The following is a 16,721-nucleotide window of genomic DNA, read 5'->3' on the forward strand; positions in this document are numbered from 1 at the left end:
CCTGACCCCAGCTCCTACTGCTGATAGCGCGAACGTACACTTGAGGCCCCCTCCCGAGGGCCGCAAGTGCCCGTTCGCGCCGTTCCGGGGGCCCAGGGCAGGCACTTTTGCGGGACAGGGAATTACTGCCGCGCGGCACGGGTTGGAAATCGTAGTGGCGACATAGTTCGCCGAAACCCAACGTCGACTCCAAAGGGGATTCCCATGCCAGCAGATGCCCCTTCCAACGTCCAGGAGGGCCTGGCGCAGCCGGCCCGGACCGCCGTCGTGCCCCCGGCGCCCGTCCAGCGCCCGGAGACCCCGGCGCCGGAGAAGCTGTCCCGGGAATCCGTCACCATCATCGCCACCCTGCTGGTAGCCACCTTCGTGGTGATCCTCAACGAAACCATCATGAACGTCGCCCTGCAGCGGCTGATGGTGGACCTGCGGGTGGACGCCCCCACCGTGCAGTGGCTTTCCACCGGCTTTATGCTGACCATGGCCGTGGTCATTCCCACCACCGGTTTCATCCTGCAGCGGCTCTCCACCCGGGCGGTCTTTATGCTGGCGATGGGGCTGTTCTCGGCGGGCACCCTACTGGCGTCCCTCGCCCCTGGTTTTGAAGTCCTGCTGCTGGCCAGAATTATCCAGGCCGGCGGCACCGCCATCATGCTGCCGCTGCTGATGACCACCATCCTCACCCTGGTCCCGGTCTCCCGCCGCGGCGCCGTCATGGGCAACGTGAGCATCGCGATCTCGGTGGCACCGGCCATGGGGCCCACGGTGTCCGGAATGATCCTGCAGCACTTTTCCTGGCGGTTCATGTTCGTGTTCGTGCTCCCCATCGCGCTGCTCGCGTTCGGCATCGGTGCCCGGTTCCTGAGGAACATCGGCGAAAACGAGAAAACCCGGCTCGACGTGCTGTCGGTCGTCCTTTCTGTCCCGGCCTTCGGCGGGGTCGTTTACGGACTGAGCCAGATTGGCGGCGGCGGGGGCGGTGCCGGCGCCCCGGCGGTCGCCGCGCTCGCCGTCGGTGTCGTGGCCCTGTTGGCCTTTGTCCTGCGCCAGCTCAGGCTGCAGAAGGCCGAGGCGCCATTGCTGGACCTGCGCGCGTTCAACTTCCGGATGTTCACTGTATCCGTGCTGCTGCTGGTGGTGGCAATGATTGCCCTGTTCGGCGCCGTGATCCTGCTGCCGCTGTACCTGCAGGAAATCCGGGGCCTGAAGTCGCTCGAGACCGGCCTCGCCCTGCTGCCGGGCGGCCTGGCGATGGGGCTGCTGGGCCCGGTCATCGGCCGGCTCTTCGACAAGGTGGGCCCGTTGCCGCTGACCGTGACCGGGTCGGTCATGATGGTGCTCTCACTCTGGCAGTTCTCCCGGCTGGACGCCCAGACGCCGGTGGGCTGGATCATCGCGCTGCACGTGGCGCTGAGCCTGGGCTTGGCGTTGCTGTTTACCCCGGCCTTCACCACGGGGCTGAACCCGTTGCCGCCGCATCTGTACTCCCACGGCTCGGCCATCATGAGCACCCTGCAGCAGGTCGCGGGGGCGGCGGGCACCGCGCTGCTGGTCTCCATCTTCGCGGCCGTCTCGGCCGGCTCCGGCATTGTCGCCGGCATGCACGCGGCGTTCCTGACCGCGGCTGCCATCGCACTCGCCGCCGTCGTGCTGTCCCTGCTGATGCGCAAGACCGACGGCGCGGCAGCCCCGGCCGCCCACTAAGCGGGCCGACTTTTCGCGCGAACGGACACTTGGGGCCCTAACAAAAGGGCCGCAAGTGTACGTTCGCGCCTGGGGAGGCCGGGTCTAGCCGGCGAAGAAGTCGCTGAGTTCGGCGATGAGTTTGTCCGGCGCCTTGTTGACCCCGTCGTGGCCCATGCCCGGCAGGATGGTGTAGCTGGAACCGGAGAGCACGTCGTGGATCTGTCCGCAGGCCACCCCGAAGTACGCCGGGCTCTTCTCGCCCACGATGATCAGCGTCTCCAGCGGCAGCTCCAGGAACGGCTCGGCCGGCATGTCCGCGGCGATGATCGCCTTGATCTCCCGGACGCCGGTCTTCATCAGCTCGCGGAGCTGCTTGCCGACCGGGGTGCCGGCGGTGAGCTTGTGCGCCAGCGTCAGCATCGACAGCGGCATCCGGGACAGCGCGCTTCCGGTCTCCAGGCCGCGGACCAGCACGGCGAGAGCGCGGTCGTCGTCGCCCGCCGCCGTCAGCCGCTCGTATTCGGCAGTCCAGTCCGCCGTGACGCTGTGGTTTACCGAGACGGCCGGGTCGTACACGGCCAGCCGTTCCACCGGCAGGGTGCGGGCCGCGTGCAGCGCCACCGCGCCGCCGAAGCTGTGGCCGAAGACGTCGGTGCTGGCGGTGTGCTTCATCACGGCGTCCAAGTCACGGATGTCCACGTCCAGCGTGTAATCCTCCGGCTGCGGTGAGGACGAGCCGCGGCCGCGGCGGTTGAACGTGTGGACCGGGCGGCCCAGGGCGGCGCTGAGCTTCTGGGCGAACCGGGTGTAGTCGGCGGCCGTCACCATTGAGGCCGGGACGACGACGACGCCGGAACCCGCCGCGGCGAGCTCCGCGCCCGTGCTAAAAAGCTCAAGGGTTCCGCCGTCGGGGGTTCTGATGTTCTCGCGGGTCATGCTCCGAGCCTAGCCGAGGCGCCCGGAACCGCACAGCGGGGAGCGGCTAGCCCAGGCGGCCGCCGGAGATCTCCAGGTAGCAGGATCCGCACAGCGACTCGTACCAGGCGTCCTGCCCGTCGATGGCCACCTGGTCGCCGTCGAACACCACCTCATCGCCGATCCGGCGGGTGTTGAAGATGGCCTTGCGGCCGCACCGGCAGATCGTCTTGAGCTCCTCCAGGGTGTGCGCAATTTCCAGCAGCCGGAGCGAACCGGGGAAGGCGCGGGTCCGGAAATCGGTGCGGATGCCGTAGGCGAGCACGGGGACGTTGTCCAGCACCGCGATGCGGAACAGATCGTCCACCTGTTCCGGCTCGAGGAACTGGGCCTCGTCCACCAGCAGGCAGGCCACGGGCGGCGTGTCCACGTGCTGCAGCAGGGCGTCGGGGTCATCCCCGTGGGCGTGCGCGGAGAACAGCTGGCGGGCGGACGCCCCGGCGGGGATCAGGAAGTCCACCGAGCGGGTCATCCCCAGCCGGGACACGACGTCGGCGTCGCCCTTGGTGTCGATGTCCGGCTTGGCGAGCACCACTCGCTGGCCGCGCTCCTCATAGTTGAACGCTGCCTGCAGCAGGCCCGTCGACTTGCCGGAGTTCATCGCTCCGTAGCGGAAGTAGAGCTTGGCCAAGGGGGTCCTTTCGACTTAGGTCGCCCCCGATTCTAGTGCCAGACGTCCAATGCCAGACGTCAGCGGGCCGGCCGCAGCCGCCGCCGCACCTGCAACCGCGCCGGGCCGGAAGCGTCGCCGCCGAGCAGGAACCTGGCAGCGATGACCGCCAGCCGCCGGTTGCCGGGGCGGATCGGTCCTTCGTGCAGCTGGCCCGGCACCACCGCGAACTCGATCGCGGGGACCGCCGCCGCGAGCTGCCGCCCGGTTTCGGCGAAGTAGTCCGGGCTCCAGCCCCCGGTGAGCATCAGCGTGGGGGTCCCGACGCCGGCAAAGTCGCCCAGCTCGGCGTCGGCGGCCAGCACGGCGCGCATTTCCGCCACGGCGGTGGGCAGCAGCGCCCGCATTTCCGCGCCCAGGGTGGTCCGCGCGGAGAGAATGCTGAGCATCCGCAGGGCACCCAGCGGCAGCCGGGACACCGGGCCCGCGGTTTCCAGCCCCTGGACCAGGTGGGCCCAGGCGTGGTCCAGTTCCCCGGCGGCCACCGACCGTTCCAGCTCCGGGCGCCAGCGGCTGGTCAGGTTCCCGGCCAGGGACACGGCCGCGTCATAGGTGACCAGGCGGCGGATCGGAACGCTGCGCGCGGCCTGCAGCGCCACGAAACCGCCGTAGCTGTGCGCGACGACGTCCGTGGAGCCGGTCCGGCGCAGCACGGCGGCCAGGTCGGCCACCTCCGTGGCGGCGGAGTAGTCCGCGGGCTGCGGCGAGGAACCGGCCCGGCCGCGGCGGTTGTAGCAGTGCACCGGGCGGCCCAGCAGCCGGCCCAGGCTCCGCGCGAACGAACGGTACAGTGCGTCCGTAACCAGGGTCCCATGCACCAGCACGACGCCGGTCCCGACGCCAGTCCCAGCCGCCGCTTCCGGCGCCGGCTCAGACGCGCCGGCGGTGCGCTCCGGATGCGGTTCCGGGGCTGCTGCCGGGGCGGGCCGGAAGGTGTGCAGCTCGAGGTGCCCCTCGCCGTCGTCGGTCCGAATCGTCCACGTCTCCATAGCTGTGAGTCTATTCCCGGCCCATTCCCGCCCCCGCCGCACCGGCGGAGGGCGAACTCCCGGTAAACTTGGGGATTGTGACTTCCCAAAACACCCCCGCCCCGAACTCCGCCGAGCACTCCGACGCCAGCGAACAGACGCTGGTCCGCATGGAAAAGCGCGCCAAGCTGATCGAACGCGGCGTTGAGGCGTACCCGGTGGGAGTCGAGCGCACCCACTCGCTGACGGAGATCCGCGAAAAGTACGCGCACCTCGTGGCCGACGAGACTACCGGCGACGTCGTCGGCGTGACCGGCCGCATCGTCTTCATCCGCAATACCGGCAAGCTCTGCTTCGCCACCCTGCAGGAGGGCGGCCTCGACGGCAAGGCCGTGCGGCTGCAGGTCATGCTCAGCCTGGCCAACATCGGTGAGGAAGCGCTCGCGGACTGGAAGTCCCTCGTTGACCTCGGCGACCACGTCTTCATCAAGGGCGAAGTCATCTCCTCGCGCCGCGGCGAGCTCTCCGTGATGGCCGAATCGTGGTCCATGGCGTCCAAGGCGCTGCGGCCGCTGCCGGTGCTGCACGCGGAGCTCAACGAGGAAACCCGCGTCCGCCAGCGCTACGTGGACCTGATTGTCCGCGACGAGGCCCGCGAAATGGTCTACACCCGGGCCGCGATCACCCGGTCCATCCGCGAAACCCTGCACCGCCAGGGGTACGTCGAGGTGGAAACGCCGATGCTGCAGCTGGTGCACGGCGGCGCCACGGCCCGTCCGTTCGAGACCCACATGAACGCCTTCGACCAGAAGATGACCCTGCGGATCGCCACCGAGCTGTACCTCAAGCGCACGGTGGTCGGCGGCATCGACCGGGTCTACGACATGGGCCGGGTCTTCCGCAACGAGGGCGTTGACTCCACGCACAGCCCCGAATTCACCACCCTTGAGAGCTACGAGGCGTGGGCCGACCAGTTCGTTATGGCGGACCGCATCAAGGAGATCATCCTCGACGCCGCCGACGCCGCCGGCGTGGGCCGGGTGCTGCAGACCGAGGCCGGCGAGATCAACCTCGACGGCGACTGGGCCTGGATGGCCGTCTACCCGGGCCTGTCCGACTTCGTCGGCCAGGAGATCACCCCGGAAACGCCGGCCGCGGAGCTGCTGGCCCTCGCCGCGAAGCACGAGGTCAAGGTCGACGCCGGCTGGGATGCCGAGAAGCTCGTGGTCGAGCTCTTCGGCGAGCTGGTCGAACCGACCCTGCTGAACCCGACTTTCGTCTATGACTACCCGCCCTCCGCACAGCCGCTGGCCCGCCACCACCGCGAGGACAACCGGCTGATCGAAGCCTGGGACCTGATCATCGGCGGAATGGAGCGCGGCACCGCGTTCTCCGAACTGATCGACCCGGTGATCCAGCGCGAACGACTCACCGAGCAGTCCCGCCGTTCGGCCGCCGGCGACGTCGAAGCCATGCAGCTGGACGAGGACTTCCTCCGCGCCCTTGAGTACGGTGCGCCGCCGATGGGCGGCATCGGCCTGGGCATCGACCGGCTGGTCATGCTCTTCACCGGCGCGGGTATCCGCGAGACCATCCTCTTCCCGCTGCTCAAGCCCGAGGGCCACTGATCATGGAATACATTGCCGTCCTGCTCCCGTCCGTGGTGGTCGGGCTCATCTTCTGGTTCGCCATGAAGGCAATTTTCAACGCCGACAAATCCGAGCGCCAGGCGGAGGCCCGCGCCCAGGCGGAGGCCGCCGCCCGTGGCCCGGAAGAGAAACCCGCCCCCGGAAACGGGCATTCCCCCGACCAGCGCTAAAAAGCGCGGGCGATTCCCTTCTGCGGATTTTCTTTGCGAGGGCATTTTCGCTTTGACTCACGGCCATAAAACGATGGATACTTTTTACAGATACATCCTGCTTTTCTAAATACTCATCCTTTTGAAAAGAGAGTTTTTATGGCACAGAAAGTTAAAATCATCCTCGTTGATGATCTGGATGGGGGATCCGCGGACGAAACTGTCCGGTTTGGCCTGGACGGCGTCAGTTACGAAATTGACCTGTCCTCAAGCAATGCGTCGGGACTCCGCTCGGCAGTCGAGCGGTACGTAGCCCACGCCCGTAAAACGTCAAGTGGCCGCGCAACCCGGACAAAAGTCTCGGGCGGCCGTAATCAGGACTCGGCACAGATCCGTCAATGGGCCCGGGACAACGGCTATGCGGTAAACAGCCGCGGCCGTATCCAGGCCGAAATTCAGGAAGCCTACCAAAAGGCAAATTCCTAGCACGGCCTGGTTGCCCGCGGCGTCGAACCGGTGCCGCGACGCAATTGACGTCAACAAAGCCCCCGTCGTCCGGCGGGGGCTTTGTCATGTCCGGCCGCGGGTGCTGACCGCGGGTGCCGGCCGGGTGTGCTGACCGTGCTGCTGCGTTCCAGCCCGGTTGTTGGCGGACTAGCGGCTGAAACGCCGGGACACGCCGGGGCCGCGCCGGTCCCGGCAGGAAGAACTGGGCAGGAGCGCCGCCGGGGCCGGGTCGCGGGTGACTGCGGGCAGGCTGCGGGCCGCCGGGGGCGGAGCGCCGCCGGCGTGGGTCCGGAAGGGGTGCGCAGGGTGTCCCGGTTTCCCCCGTGGCGAACAAGCCACAAATCTGCAACTCCGCCACGTAGCATCAAAGTACGTCGTAGCTAGGAGTGTGGCGAAATGTTTGAGCGATTTACGGACCGTGCCCGTCGCGTAGTTGTGCTTGCCCAAGAAGAGGCACGCATGCTGAACCACAATTACATCGGTACCGAACACATCCTCTTGGGCCTGATCCATGAGGGTGAAGGTGTTGCCGCCAAAGCCCTCGAGTCCCTGAGCATCTCGCTCGACGGTGTCCGCGAGCAGGTGCAGGAGATCATCGGCCAGGGCCAGCAGGCCCCGTCCGGCCACATCCCCTTCACCCCGCGCGCCAAGAAGGTGCTGGAGCTCTCGCTGCGCGAGGCCCTGCAGCTGGGCCACAACTACATCGGCACCGAGCACATTCTGCTCGGCCTCATCCGCGAGGGTGAAGGTGTGGCAGCGCAGGTGCTGGTCAAGCTCGGAGCGGACCTGAACCGCGTCCGGCAGCAGGTCATCCAGCTGCTCTCCGGCTACCAGGGCAAGGAAACCACCGGCGCAGGCGTCGGCTCCGGCCAGGCCGAAGGCACCCCCGCCGGCTCGGTCGTCCTTGACCAGTTCGGCCGGAACCTGACCCAGGCCGCCCGGGAGAACAAGCTGGACCCGGTGATCGGCCGCGAGCAGGAAATGGAACGCGTCATGCAGGTCCTTTCCCGCCGCACCAAGAACAACCCGGTGCTGATCGGCGAACCCGGCGTCGGCAAGACCGCCGTCGTCGAGGGCCTGGCCCAGGCGATCGTCCGCGGCGACGTGCCGGAGACCATCAAGGACAAGCAGCTGTACACGCTGGACCTCGGGTCCCTCGTGGCCGGCTCCCGCTACCGCGGTGACTTCGAAGAGCGCCTCAAGAAGGTGCTCAAGGAGATCCGTACCCGCGGCGACATCATCCTCTTCATCGACGAAATCCACACCCTCGTGGGTGCCGGCGCTGCCGAAGGTGCCATCGATGCGGCTTCGATCCTGAAGCCCATGCTGGCCCGCGGCGAGCTCCAGACCATCGGTGCGACCACGCTGGATGAATACCGCAAGCACATCGAGAAGGATGCCGCCCTGGAGCGCCGCTTCCAGCCGATCCAGGTCAAGGAGCCCTCCGTCGCCGACGCGATTGAGATCCTCAAGGGCCTGCGTGACCGCTACGAAGCGCACCACCGCGTCACCATCACCGACGGCGCCCTCGCCTCGGCGGCCAGCCTCTCCGAGCGCTACATCTCGGACCGCTTCCTGCCGGACAAGGCGATCGACCTGATCGACGAGGCCGGTGCCCGGCTGCGCATCCGCCGGATGACCGCCCCGCCCGAGCTCAAGGTCATGGACGAGAAGATCGCGGCCATGAAGCTGGAGAAGGAATCCGCGATTGACGCGCAGGACTTCGAAGGCGCCGCCTCACTGCGCGACAAGGAGCAGAAGCTCATTGCCGAGCGCGCCGAAAAGGAACGCCAGTGGAAGACCGGCGGCATGGACGACATCTCCGAGGTGGATGAGGATCTCATCGCCGAGGTGCTGGCGAACTCCACCGGCATCCCGGTCTTCAAGCTGACCGAGGAAGAGTCCTCGCGCCTGCTGAAGATGGAAGATGAACTGCACAAGCGTGTGGTCGGCCAGAACGAGGCTATCAAGGCCCTGTCCCAGGCGATCCGCCGCACCCGTGCCGGCCTGAAGGACCCGAAGCGTCCGGGCGGCTCGTTCATCTTCGCCGGCCCCACCGGCGTCGGCAAGACCGAGCTGGCCAAGGCTCTCGCGGAGTTCCTGTTCGGCGAGGAAGACGCGCTGATCACGCTGGACATGTCCGAATACTCGGAGAAGCACACAGTCTCCCGGCTCTTCGGTGCCCCTCCGGGCTACGTGGGCTACGAGGAAGGCGGCCAGCTGACGGAGAAGGTCCGTCGTCGTCCGTTCTCCGTGGTGCTGTTCGACGAAGTGGAGAAGGCGCACGCCGACCTCTTCAACTCACTGCTGCAGATTCTGGAAGACGGCCGCCTGACCGACTCCCAGGGCCGCGTGGTGGACTTCAAGAACACCGTGATCATCATGACAACGAACCTCGGCACCCGGGACATCTCCAAGAGCGTCGCCACCGGCTTCCAGTCCGGGACGGACACACAGACCGGCTACAACCGCATGCGTGCCCGGGTCACGGAGGAGCTTAAGCAGCACTTCCGCCCCGAGTTCCTGAACCGTGTCGATGACGTGGTGGTGTTCCCGCAGCTGACCCAGGACGAGATCATCGAGATCGTGGACCTGTTCGTCACCCGCCTGGAGAAGCGCCTCAAGGACAAGGACATGGGCATCGAGCTCACGCCCGCGGCCAAGGTGCTGCTCGCCACCCGCGGCTACGACCCCGCGATGGGTGCCCGGCCGCTGCGCCGCACCATCCAGCGCGAGATCGAGGACCAGCTCTCCGAGAAGATCCTCTTCGGTGAGCTGCACGCCGGCGACATCGTGGTGGTGGACGTGGAGGGCGAGGGCGACGACGCGAAGTTCACCTTCGCCGGCAACGCCAAGCCGCGCATCCCGGAGATCGCTCCGAGCGTCTAGGCGCCAAGGGATATAAGGTTCCAAGCAGAAGGCTCCGGCCGTTTCCTTCAGGGAGGCGGCCGGGGCCTTTTTCGCTGCCCGCGCGCGGCCGGCGGCCGGCGGGCTTCGCGGCAGGATGTGGCCGCGCCTTGCGGCTTAGCGGCTTGCGCGGCGCGGCTTTGCCCGGAGCGGCGGGATCAGGCGGTAACGGTGATCCATTCGCCGTCGATGGCGGCCTTCAACTTACCCAGCGGCGCCTGGGCCGGGCCGTTGACCACGCTGCCGTCGGATCCTTTGAATGAGGAACCGTGGCACGGGCAGTCGAAGTCTTCGCCCGCCGGCGCCACCGGGCAGCCGGCATGCGTGCAGGCCGCGTCGTACGCCAGCACGGTCTTATCATCCTGCCGGAAGATCACCACCGTTTTGCCGTTGACGTTTCCGGTGGCCGTGCTGCCCACCTTCACCTCACTGAGCTTGCCGACCCGGACGGCGGTGCCGGGCGGGACTGAGGGGCCGGCCGCGGTTTGAGAAGCGGTAGCGCCGGTGGGCGACGCCGCACACGCCGAGAGGGCCAGTGCGCCGCCCCCGACGGCGCCGGCACCAAGCAGAATCGAGCGTCGGGGCAGGGACTTTTCAGGGTTCATGCCCCCATCATGCCAACCCTGCCTGAAAGCCCGCTGCGATTTCCGGGCAGATCCAGTCTGAAAGCACTGTTTCACTCTGAGTGAACGGGGTGTGATCCGGGGCACAAGCGGTGTTGAATCGGGGGCATGGCTTCTTCTGACACGCAGACCCCCGGCGAACACCCCGAGACCCCTTTCTACGACCTGGACCACTACCTCGCCATTCCGAGGGTCAGCGGCCTGGCGCTGAGCCCCGACGGCGGACGGCTCGTCACCACCGTCGCCACGCTCAACGACAAGGGCACCGAGTACCGCACGGCGCTGTGGGAACTGGACCCCGAGGGTAAAAAGCAGGCCCGGCGGATCACCCGCAGCGCCAAGGGCGAGGCCGGCGCCGTGTTCGCCGCGGACGGCAGCCTGTACTTCACTTCCGCGCGGCCCGACCCCGAAAGTCCGGAGGCCGAGCCGGTCAACGCGCTCTGGGTCCTTCCGTCCGACGGCGGCGAGGCCCGCGTCGCGCTCTCCCGCGCCGGCGGCGTCGGGAGCCTGCTGGCCGCGAAGGAGGCGGACGCTCTCTTCCTGACGGCGTCCGTGCTCGCCGGATCCACCGACGAGGACAACGACGAGGAGCGCCGCAAGGACCGCAAGGACAATAAGGTCGCCGCGATTCTGCACAGCGGCTACCCGGTGCGGTACTGGGACTCGGACCTGGGCCCCGCGCAGCCGCGGCTGTTCGCCGTCGAGCCCGGCGCGGAGCCGGAGCCCGGCAAACCCGCGACGGTCGACGCCGTCCCGCCGGTCACACTGCGCAACCTGACTCCGGACGCCGGGAACGGGCTCCGGGAGGCCGAGACCGTCGTCAGTCCGGACGGGAAAACCCTGTACAGCAGCTTCACCAAGCCGCTCGCCAACGCCGACTCACGCACCGTGCTCGTGGCGGTCGACGTCGCCACCGGCACCCGCCGGACCCTGCTGGACACCGAGGGCATGAACTACTTCCCCGGTCCGGTCAGCCCCGACGGCCGCACCCTGGCGGTGCTGAGCGAGACCGACACGACCCCGGAGCAGGCACCGCAGATCAGGCTCCACCTGCTCGATGTCACGGGCGGCGACTCGGGCGGCGGTGCCGACGGCGGCGCGCGCCTGACGCCGCTCGCGCCGGAGTGGGACCGCTGGCCGCACCCGGCGGCCTGGCTGCCGGACAGCTCGGCCCTGCTCGTGACGGCCGACGAGGACGGGGCGTCCCCGGTGTTCCGGATCAGCGTACCCGGGACGGACGGCGGAGACTCCGCGCCGGTGCGGCTGACGGCCGATGCGGCCGCCTATACCGACGTCGCCGTCGCCCCAGACGGACGCACCGCCTACGCGCTGCGCAGCTCCTACGAATTCCCGGCGGAGGCCGTCCGCATCGACGTGGCAAGTGGCGACGTCACCCGGCTGCCGGCCCCGGCGGAGCGCCCGGCCTACCGCGGCACGCTCGAACGGGTGGAAACGACCTCGGCCACCGGTGACCGCGTCCCGGCATATCTTGCGCTGCCGGAAGGCGCCTCGGCCGGAAACCCCGCTCCGCTACTGCTCTGGATCCACGGCGGCCCGCTGGGGTCCTGGAACGCCTGGACCTGGCGCTGGAACCCGTGGCTGCTTGTGGCCCGGGGCTACGCGGTGCTGCTCCCGGACCCGGCCCTGTCGACCGGCTACGGCCAGGACCACATCCAGCGCGGCTGGGGCGAGTGGGGCAAGGCGCCCTTCCTGGACCTGATGGCGATCACCGATGCCGTCGAGCAGCGCCCCGACATCGACGAGACACGCACCGCGGCCATGGGCGGATCGTTCGGCGGTTACATGGCCAACTGGGTGGCGGGCCACACGGACCGGTTCAAGGCAATCGTCACGCACGCCAGCCTCTGGGCCCTGGACCAGTTCGGCCCCACCACGGACTCCGCGCAGTACTGGCTCAAGGAAATGACGGCCGGGATGGCTGCGGAGAACTCGCCGCACCTGCACGTGGAGAACATCCGCACGCCCATGCTGGTCATCCACGGTGACAAGGACTACCGGGTACCGATCGGGGAGGGGCTGCGGCTCTGGTACGAGCTGCTCTCCAAATCCCAGCTTCCGGCCGACGAGAACGGCGAGACCGACCATCGCTTCCTCTACTTCCCGGACGAGAACCACTGGATCCTGCAGCCGCAGCACGCCAAGGTCTGGTACGGCGTCGTCGAACACTTCCTGGCCAAAAACCTGCTGGACAAGGACCTCCTCCCCGTCCCCGACGGGCTCGGCCTCTGACGCCTGCCCACCCCGGCCCGGCCCGGCCCGGGCCGGGTTGGGCCCCCGGCCTGGGCCCTCGGGTTGGGCTCCGGGCGGGGGCGGGGCGGACCTGCGCCGTAGGATTGGGCTGTGACTGAGACGATCCGCATCCGCCCTGCCCGCACCGGCGACGTCGCCGCCATCAAGACCCTGGTGGCACCCCTGGCCGACCAGCGGATCCTGATGGCCAAGGAAACCGTCGCCTACTACGAAAGCCTCCAGGAGTTCCGGATCGCCGAGGCGCCCGACGGCGAGGTGATCGGCTGCGGGGCCCTGCACGTGATGTGGGATGACCTGGCCGAGGTCCGCACCCTGGCAACCTCGGACGCGTGGCGCGGCAAGGGTGTAGGCCACCTGCTGGTGGAGCGCCTGCTGGAGGACGCAAAGGCCCTCGGCGTCTCCCGCGTCTTCTGCCTGACCTTCGAGGTGGAGTTTTTCAAGAGGCACGGCTTCGACGTGATGGCCGACCAGACAGCCGTGGACCCGGTGGTGTACTCGGAGCTCCTGCGCTCGCATGACGAAGGCGTTGCCGAATTCCTGGACCTCGCCCGGGTCAAGCCCAACACACTCGGCAACACCCGGATGATCCGGACGCTCTAGGCTGCGCCTGAACCTGCCGCCGCGGGGTCTATCGCCAAATCAACTTGGTGGATAAACTGATCCCGGCCCGATGGGGCGGGCCGCCAGCTTCCGGAGGCAGAAATTGCAGAATCGCGTGATTTTTCCAGATTTCTCCGCATTCCAAATGACGGTCGACGCCGTGTCGGTTCTGCCGGATTCATCCGGTGCGGGCGGCGGCTCCGGCGGTGCGCCCGACGACGCCTCCTCCCGCCGGCTCCGGGCCCGGGCCGCGCTTGGCCCGGACGCCTGGCCGAGCTTCGCGCCGGAGGCTGCGGCCAGCCCCTGAGCCCCTTTTGGCGGCCGCACCGGGAGCCTACCGCTGGCAGGGCCCCGGTAGTAGGGTCTAAGCAAGCAGCCAGGACAACCATCCAGGGAGCACAGCCATGAAGAAACTCATCAACGATCCCAAGGCCGTGGTCGACGAGTCAGTGGAGGGGTTCGGGCTTGCGCACGCCGACCTCGTGACCGTCTACCCGGATCCCAAATACATCGTCCGGAAAGGCGCCCCGGTGGCGGGGAAGGTCGGTCTGGTCTCCGGCGGCGGCAGCGGCCACGAACCCCTGCACGGCGGCTATGTCGGGATGGGCATGCTTGACGCCGCGGTTCCCGGGGCTGTGTTCACCTCACCCACGCCGGACCAGATCCTGCCGGCGACGCTCGCGGTGAACTCCGGCGCCGGCGTCGTGCACATCGTGAAGAACTACACCGGCGACGTACTGAACTTCGAGACCGCCGCCGAACTGGCGCAGGCCGAGGGGGTGGAGGTCCGCACCGTGCTGGTCAACGACGACGTCGCCGTGCAGGACTCGCTCTACACGGCGGGGCGCCGCGGTGTGGGCGGAACGGTCCTGGTTGAGAAGATCGCCGGCGCCGCGACCGAGCGCGGCGACAGCCTCGACGCCGTCGCGGCCATCGGCGACCGCGTCAACCAGAACGTGCGCAGCATGGGCGTGGCCCTGAGTGCCTGCACCGTCCCGCACGCCGGTGTGCCCAGCTTTGAGCTCGAGGACAACGAAATCGAGATCGGCATTGGCATCCACGGGGAACCCGGCCGGCACAAAATCCCGATGGAGGCCGCCGACGGCATCACGGACCGGCTGCTGGACCCCGTGGTCAGCGACCTCGGACTCGCCTCGGGGGACAAGGTGCTGTTGTTCGTCAACGGCATGGGCGGCACACCGCAGAGCGAGCTGTACATCGTCTACCGCCGGGCCGCGCAGCGGCTCGCCGAACAGGGCGTCACCGTGGAGCGCTCGCTGGTCGGAAACTACATCACCTCGCTGGAGATGCAGGGCTGCTCCATCACGGTCCTGCGCCTCGATGACGAAATGACCGCCCTCTGGGACGCGCCCGTCCACACCGCCGCCCTCCGCTGGGGCGTCTGAACGTGGGGCTGGATGTCGACTGGGCCGTGCGGTGGCTGACGCTTTCCGCGGAGGCCATGGCAGAACACCGCGTCGAACTCATTGAACTGGACCGGCCGATCGGGGACTCCGACCACGGCGAGAACATGGACCGCGGGTTCAAAGCCGTGATGGACAAACTCGCTGAATCGCCCCCCGAAACCGCCGGAGCGGCGCTGAAGCTGACCGCCATGACCCTGATGTCGAAGGTGGGCGGCGCCGCCGGGCCGCTGTACGGAACGGCTTTCCTGCGCGCCGCCACGGCACTCGGGGACGCCGCCGACATTGACGCCGCCACGCTGGCCGGCGCCCTGCAGGCGGCCCGCGACGGCATTGTGGCCCGGGGCAAGGCCGAGTCCGGGGACAAAACGATGGTGGACGCCTGGACGCCCGCGGTGGACGCCTCCGCGGCCGCGGCCGGCGACGGCGACGTCCGCAAAGTCCTGGCCGCGGCGGCCGACGCGGCCGAAGCCGGAGCCGTGTCCACCGACCCGATGCTGGCCCGCAAAGGCCGCGCCAGCTACCTGGGGGAGCGCAGCATCGGCCACCGCGACCCCGGTGCCGTCTCGAGCGCCCTGATCCTGCGCGCCGCCGTGGGGGCCGCCGGATGACGGTCGGGCTGGTCGTCGTCTCGCACAGCGAAAAGATCGCCGACGGCGCCGTCGAACTCGCCGCGCAAATGGCCCCCGACGTCGTGATTGTCGCGGCGGGCGGCACCGACGACGGCCGGATCGGAACCAGCCTGGAGAAGGTGATGGCCGCGCTGGAACGGGCGGCCGGGGAAAGCGGCGTCGTGGTGCTCACCGACCTGGGTTCCGCCGTCATGACCGCGGAATCGGCCGTCGAGTTCGCCGCCGACCCGGAGTCCATCCGGCTGGCCGACGCCCCGCTGATCGAGGGGCTCGTCGCGGCAGCCGTTTCCGCCCAGGCGGGGGCCGACGCCGGGACGGTGAAAGATGCGGCCGAAGCCGTTTACCGGCCCCCGGCCCACCCGCACGCGCCCGGGCACGAGCACCAGCAGCCGCCGGATGCCCAGGGCGACTTCGAACTCGTCAACCAGGCCGGCATGCACGCCCGGCCGGCGGCCAAGATTGCCGGCGGGCTGGCCGGAATGGACGCCGAGGTGACCGTCAACGGCGTCGACGGCGCCTCCATGACGGAGCTCATGATGCTCGGCGCCGGCAAGGGGACCGTGCTGCATATTGAGGCCAGCGGCACGGACGCGGCTAAAGCGGTGGACTACCTCGGCGGACTGATCAGCGCCGGCTTCGGCGAGCCCTAGGCCCGCGCCCAGGGTAAGGAAGCCAGGGACAGGTCAGCCCGGGAGCCGCAGGCCGCCTGGGTGCAGCTCGGCCAGGCCGTCGCCCAGCAGCCCGGCCACGGCCCGCTCAAGCTGCTCGGGCGCCGTGTTCAACCGGTGCAGCGCCGCCAGCGGGACGCCGATCCCGTCGGCGTCGAACCCCAGGTCCGCCGGGGCGCGCTCCAGCAGCTCCCGGGGCACCGGCGACTCGGCCAGCCGCAGGACCGCCATCACTGCCCCGCGCACCTGCCGGTCCGTCCCGTGCCAGGCCTGCCCCTTGGGCGTGTAGGTGGGCGGCGGCTCACCGGCAGCTAGCCAGGCGCAAGCCCCGCGGACAGGGCACTCGCCGCACTTCGGCGACCGGGCGGTGCAGACCAGCGCCCCCAGTTCCATCACCGCGGCGTTCCAGCGCACCGAGGCGGCATCGTCGTCGGGCAGCAACTGCGCGGCCAGCCGCATCTCCCCGGCTGTCAGGGCCGGCGCCGGCAGCGCGGCCCCGGTGAAGAGGCGTGCGTGGACCCGGCGGATGTTGGTGTCCACCACCGTCTCCCTGCGGCCGAAGGCAAACGCGGCGACGGCGGCCGCCGTGTAGCTGCCCACGCCGGGAAGTTCCAGCAGGTCCGGGTAGCTGCCGGGCACCTCGCCGTCGTGGTTGTCCACAATCGCGACGGCGGCCGCATGGAGCCGGAGCGCCCGCCGCGGATAGCCCAGCCGTCCCCAGGACCGGACCGCCTCGCCGGCAGGCTCCCGGGCGAGATCGGCCGGGGCGGGCCAACGCAGCAGCCATTCCTCCCAGACCGGCAGCACCCGCACCACGGGGGTCTGCTGCAGCATGATTTCGCTGACCAGCACGCCCCAGGCGGAGCAGTCGGCGGCCCGCCACGGCAGGTCCCGCGCGGTGTCGGCGAACCAGGACGCCAGGGCGGCGTGCAGTTCCTGGAGCGGCACGGCCGGCTGGGCGGGGACGGGGCCGGGGGCGGTGGCGGCGGCCGGGA

16 protein-coding genes are annotated in these 16,721 nt (G+C 69.1%); 11 read left to right on the forward strand and 5 right to left on the reverse strand.

The genetic code is table 11. The annotated features are described in order from the left end of the window. Window positions 1-204 precede the first annotated feature (204 nt). Entirely contained in the window at window positions 205-1,701 is a 1,497-nt protein-coding gene (locus tag ABIN76_RS03775) for an MDR family MFS transporter (RefSeq protein WP_346958388.1), read from the forward strand. Window positions 1,702-1,785: 84 nt separating this feature from the next. Here ABIN76_RS03775 and ABIN76_RS03780 read toward each other — a convergent pair whose 3' ends face one another. The 3 genes from ABIN76_RS03780 to ABIN76_RS03790 are packed head-to-tail and all read right to left on the reverse strand — an operon-like array spanning window position 1,786 to window position 4,317. Beyond that, complete coding sequence (locus ABIN76_RS03780) at window positions 1,786-2,619, reverse strand: alpha/beta hydrolase (protein WP_346958389.1); 834 nt, start codon at window positions 2,617-2,619, stop codon at window positions 1,786-1,788. 46 nt (window positions 2,620-2,665) lie between these two features. Then, window positions 2,666-3,289, reverse strand: a complete 624-nt coding sequence (locus ABIN76_RS03785; RefSeq protein ID WP_346958390.1) for a thymidine kinase — start codon at window positions 3,287-3,289, stop codon at window positions 2,666-2,668. 59 nt (window positions 3,290-3,348) lie between these two features. After that, entirely contained in the window at window positions 3,349-4,317 is a 969-nt protein-coding gene (locus tag ABIN76_RS03790) for an alpha/beta hydrolase (protein ID WP_346958391.1), read from the reverse strand. 77 nt (window positions 4,318-4,394) lie between these two features. Between ABIN76_RS03790 and lysS the strand changes: the two genes are divergently transcribed. From lysS to ABIN76_RS03810, 4 genes are all read left to right on the forward strand, one after another. Then, window positions 4,395-5,924, forward strand: coding sequence for a lysine--tRNA ligase (gene lysS / locus ABIN76_RS03795; protein ID WP_346958392.1), 1,530 nt, complete (start codon window positions 4,395-4,397; stop codon window positions 5,922-5,924). 2 nt (window positions 5,925-5,926) lie between these two features. Then, window positions 5,927-6,115: a hypothetical protein gene (locus ABIN76_RS03800; protein ID WP_346958393.1), complete on the forward strand. Its 189-nt coding sequence runs from the start codon at window positions 5,927-5,929 to the stop codon at window positions 6,113-6,115. Between the two features lie 138 nt (window positions 6,116-6,253). After that, window positions 6,254-6,580, forward strand: coding sequence for an Lsr2 family protein (locus ABIN76_RS03805; RefSeq protein WP_346958394.1), 327 nt, complete (start codon window positions 6,254-6,256; stop codon window positions 6,578-6,580). A gap of 417 nt (window positions 6,581-6,997) precedes the next feature. Further along, window positions 6,998-9,490, forward strand: coding sequence for an ATP-dependent Clp protease ATP-binding subunit (locus tag ABIN76_RS03810; RefSeq protein WP_346958395.1), 2,493 nt, complete (start codon window positions 6,998-7,000; stop codon window positions 9,488-9,490). A 176-nt stretch (window positions 9,491-9,666) separates the two neighbouring features. On the opposite strand, the gene ABIN76_RS03815 is transcribed toward ABIN76_RS03810, so the two are convergent. After that, entirely contained in the window at window positions 9,667-10,113 is a 447-nt protein-coding gene (locus tag ABIN76_RS03815) for a Rieske (2Fe-2S) protein (protein ID WP_346958396.1), read from the reverse strand. A gap of 126 nt (window positions 10,114-10,239) precedes the next feature. Between ABIN76_RS03815 and ABIN76_RS03820 the strand changes: the two genes are divergently transcribed. The 6 genes from ABIN76_RS03820 to dhaM all read left to right on the forward strand — a co-directional run bounded on the left by ABIN76_RS03820 (window position 10,240) and on the right by dhaM (window position 15,708). Next, a complete protein-coding gene (locus ABIN76_RS03820) occupies window positions 10,240-12,381 on the forward strand; it encodes a prolyl oligopeptidase family serine peptidase (RefSeq protein WP_346958397.1) in 2,142 nt (713 codons plus the stop codon). A 111-nt stretch (window positions 12,382-12,492) separates the two neighbouring features. Continuing rightward, window positions 12,493-13,002, forward strand: coding sequence for an amino-acid N-acetyltransferase (locus tag ABIN76_RS03825; protein WP_346958398.1), 510 nt, complete (start codon window positions 12,493-12,495; stop codon window positions 13,000-13,002). A gap of 145 nt (window positions 13,003-13,147) precedes the next feature. After that, on the forward strand, window positions 13,148-13,309 hold the full coding sequence (locus tag ABIN76_RS03830; protein ID WP_346958399.1) for a hypothetical protein: 162 nt from the start codon (window positions 13,148-13,150) through the stop codon (window positions 13,307-13,309). A 97-nt stretch (window positions 13,310-13,406) separates the two neighbouring features. Then, complete coding sequence (gene dhaK / locus ABIN76_RS03835; RefSeq protein WP_346958400.1) at window positions 13,407-14,408, forward strand: dihydroxyacetone kinase subunit DhaK; 1,002 nt, start codon at window positions 13,407-13,409, stop codon at window positions 14,406-14,408. A 2-nt stretch (window positions 14,409-14,410) separates the two neighbouring features. Next, window positions 14,411-15,037 carry a dihydroxyacetone kinase subunit DhaL gene (gene dhaL, locus ABIN76_RS03840; RefSeq protein WP_346958401.1) on the forward strand — a complete coding sequence of 209 codons (627 nt, stop codon included), beginning with the start codon at window positions 14,411-14,413 and terminating at the stop codon, window positions 15,035-15,037. Beyond that, a complete protein-coding gene (gene dhaM / locus ABIN76_RS03845) occupies window positions 15,034-15,708 on the forward strand; it encodes a dihydroxyacetone kinase phosphoryl donor subunit DhaM (protein ID WP_346958402.1) in 675 nt (224 codons plus the stop codon). Before dhaL ends, dhaM begins: the two co-directional genes overlap by 4 nt. Window positions 15,709-15,741: 33 nt before the next feature. On the opposite strand, the gene ABIN76_RS03850 is transcribed toward dhaM, so the two are convergent. Next, window positions 15,742-16,578, reverse strand: coding sequence for an A/G-specific adenine glycosylase (locus ABIN76_RS03850; RefSeq protein ID WP_346958645.1), 837 nt, complete (start codon window positions 16,576-16,578; stop codon window positions 15,742-15,744). Between the last annotated feature and the right edge of the window lie 143 nt (window positions 16,579-16,721).

Origin of the sequence: uncultured Arthrobacter sp. (genome assembly GCF_964021775.1) — a bacterium.
Classification (GTDB): domain Bacteria; phylum Actinomycetota; class Actinomycetes; order Actinomycetales; family Micrococcaceae; genus Arthrobacter.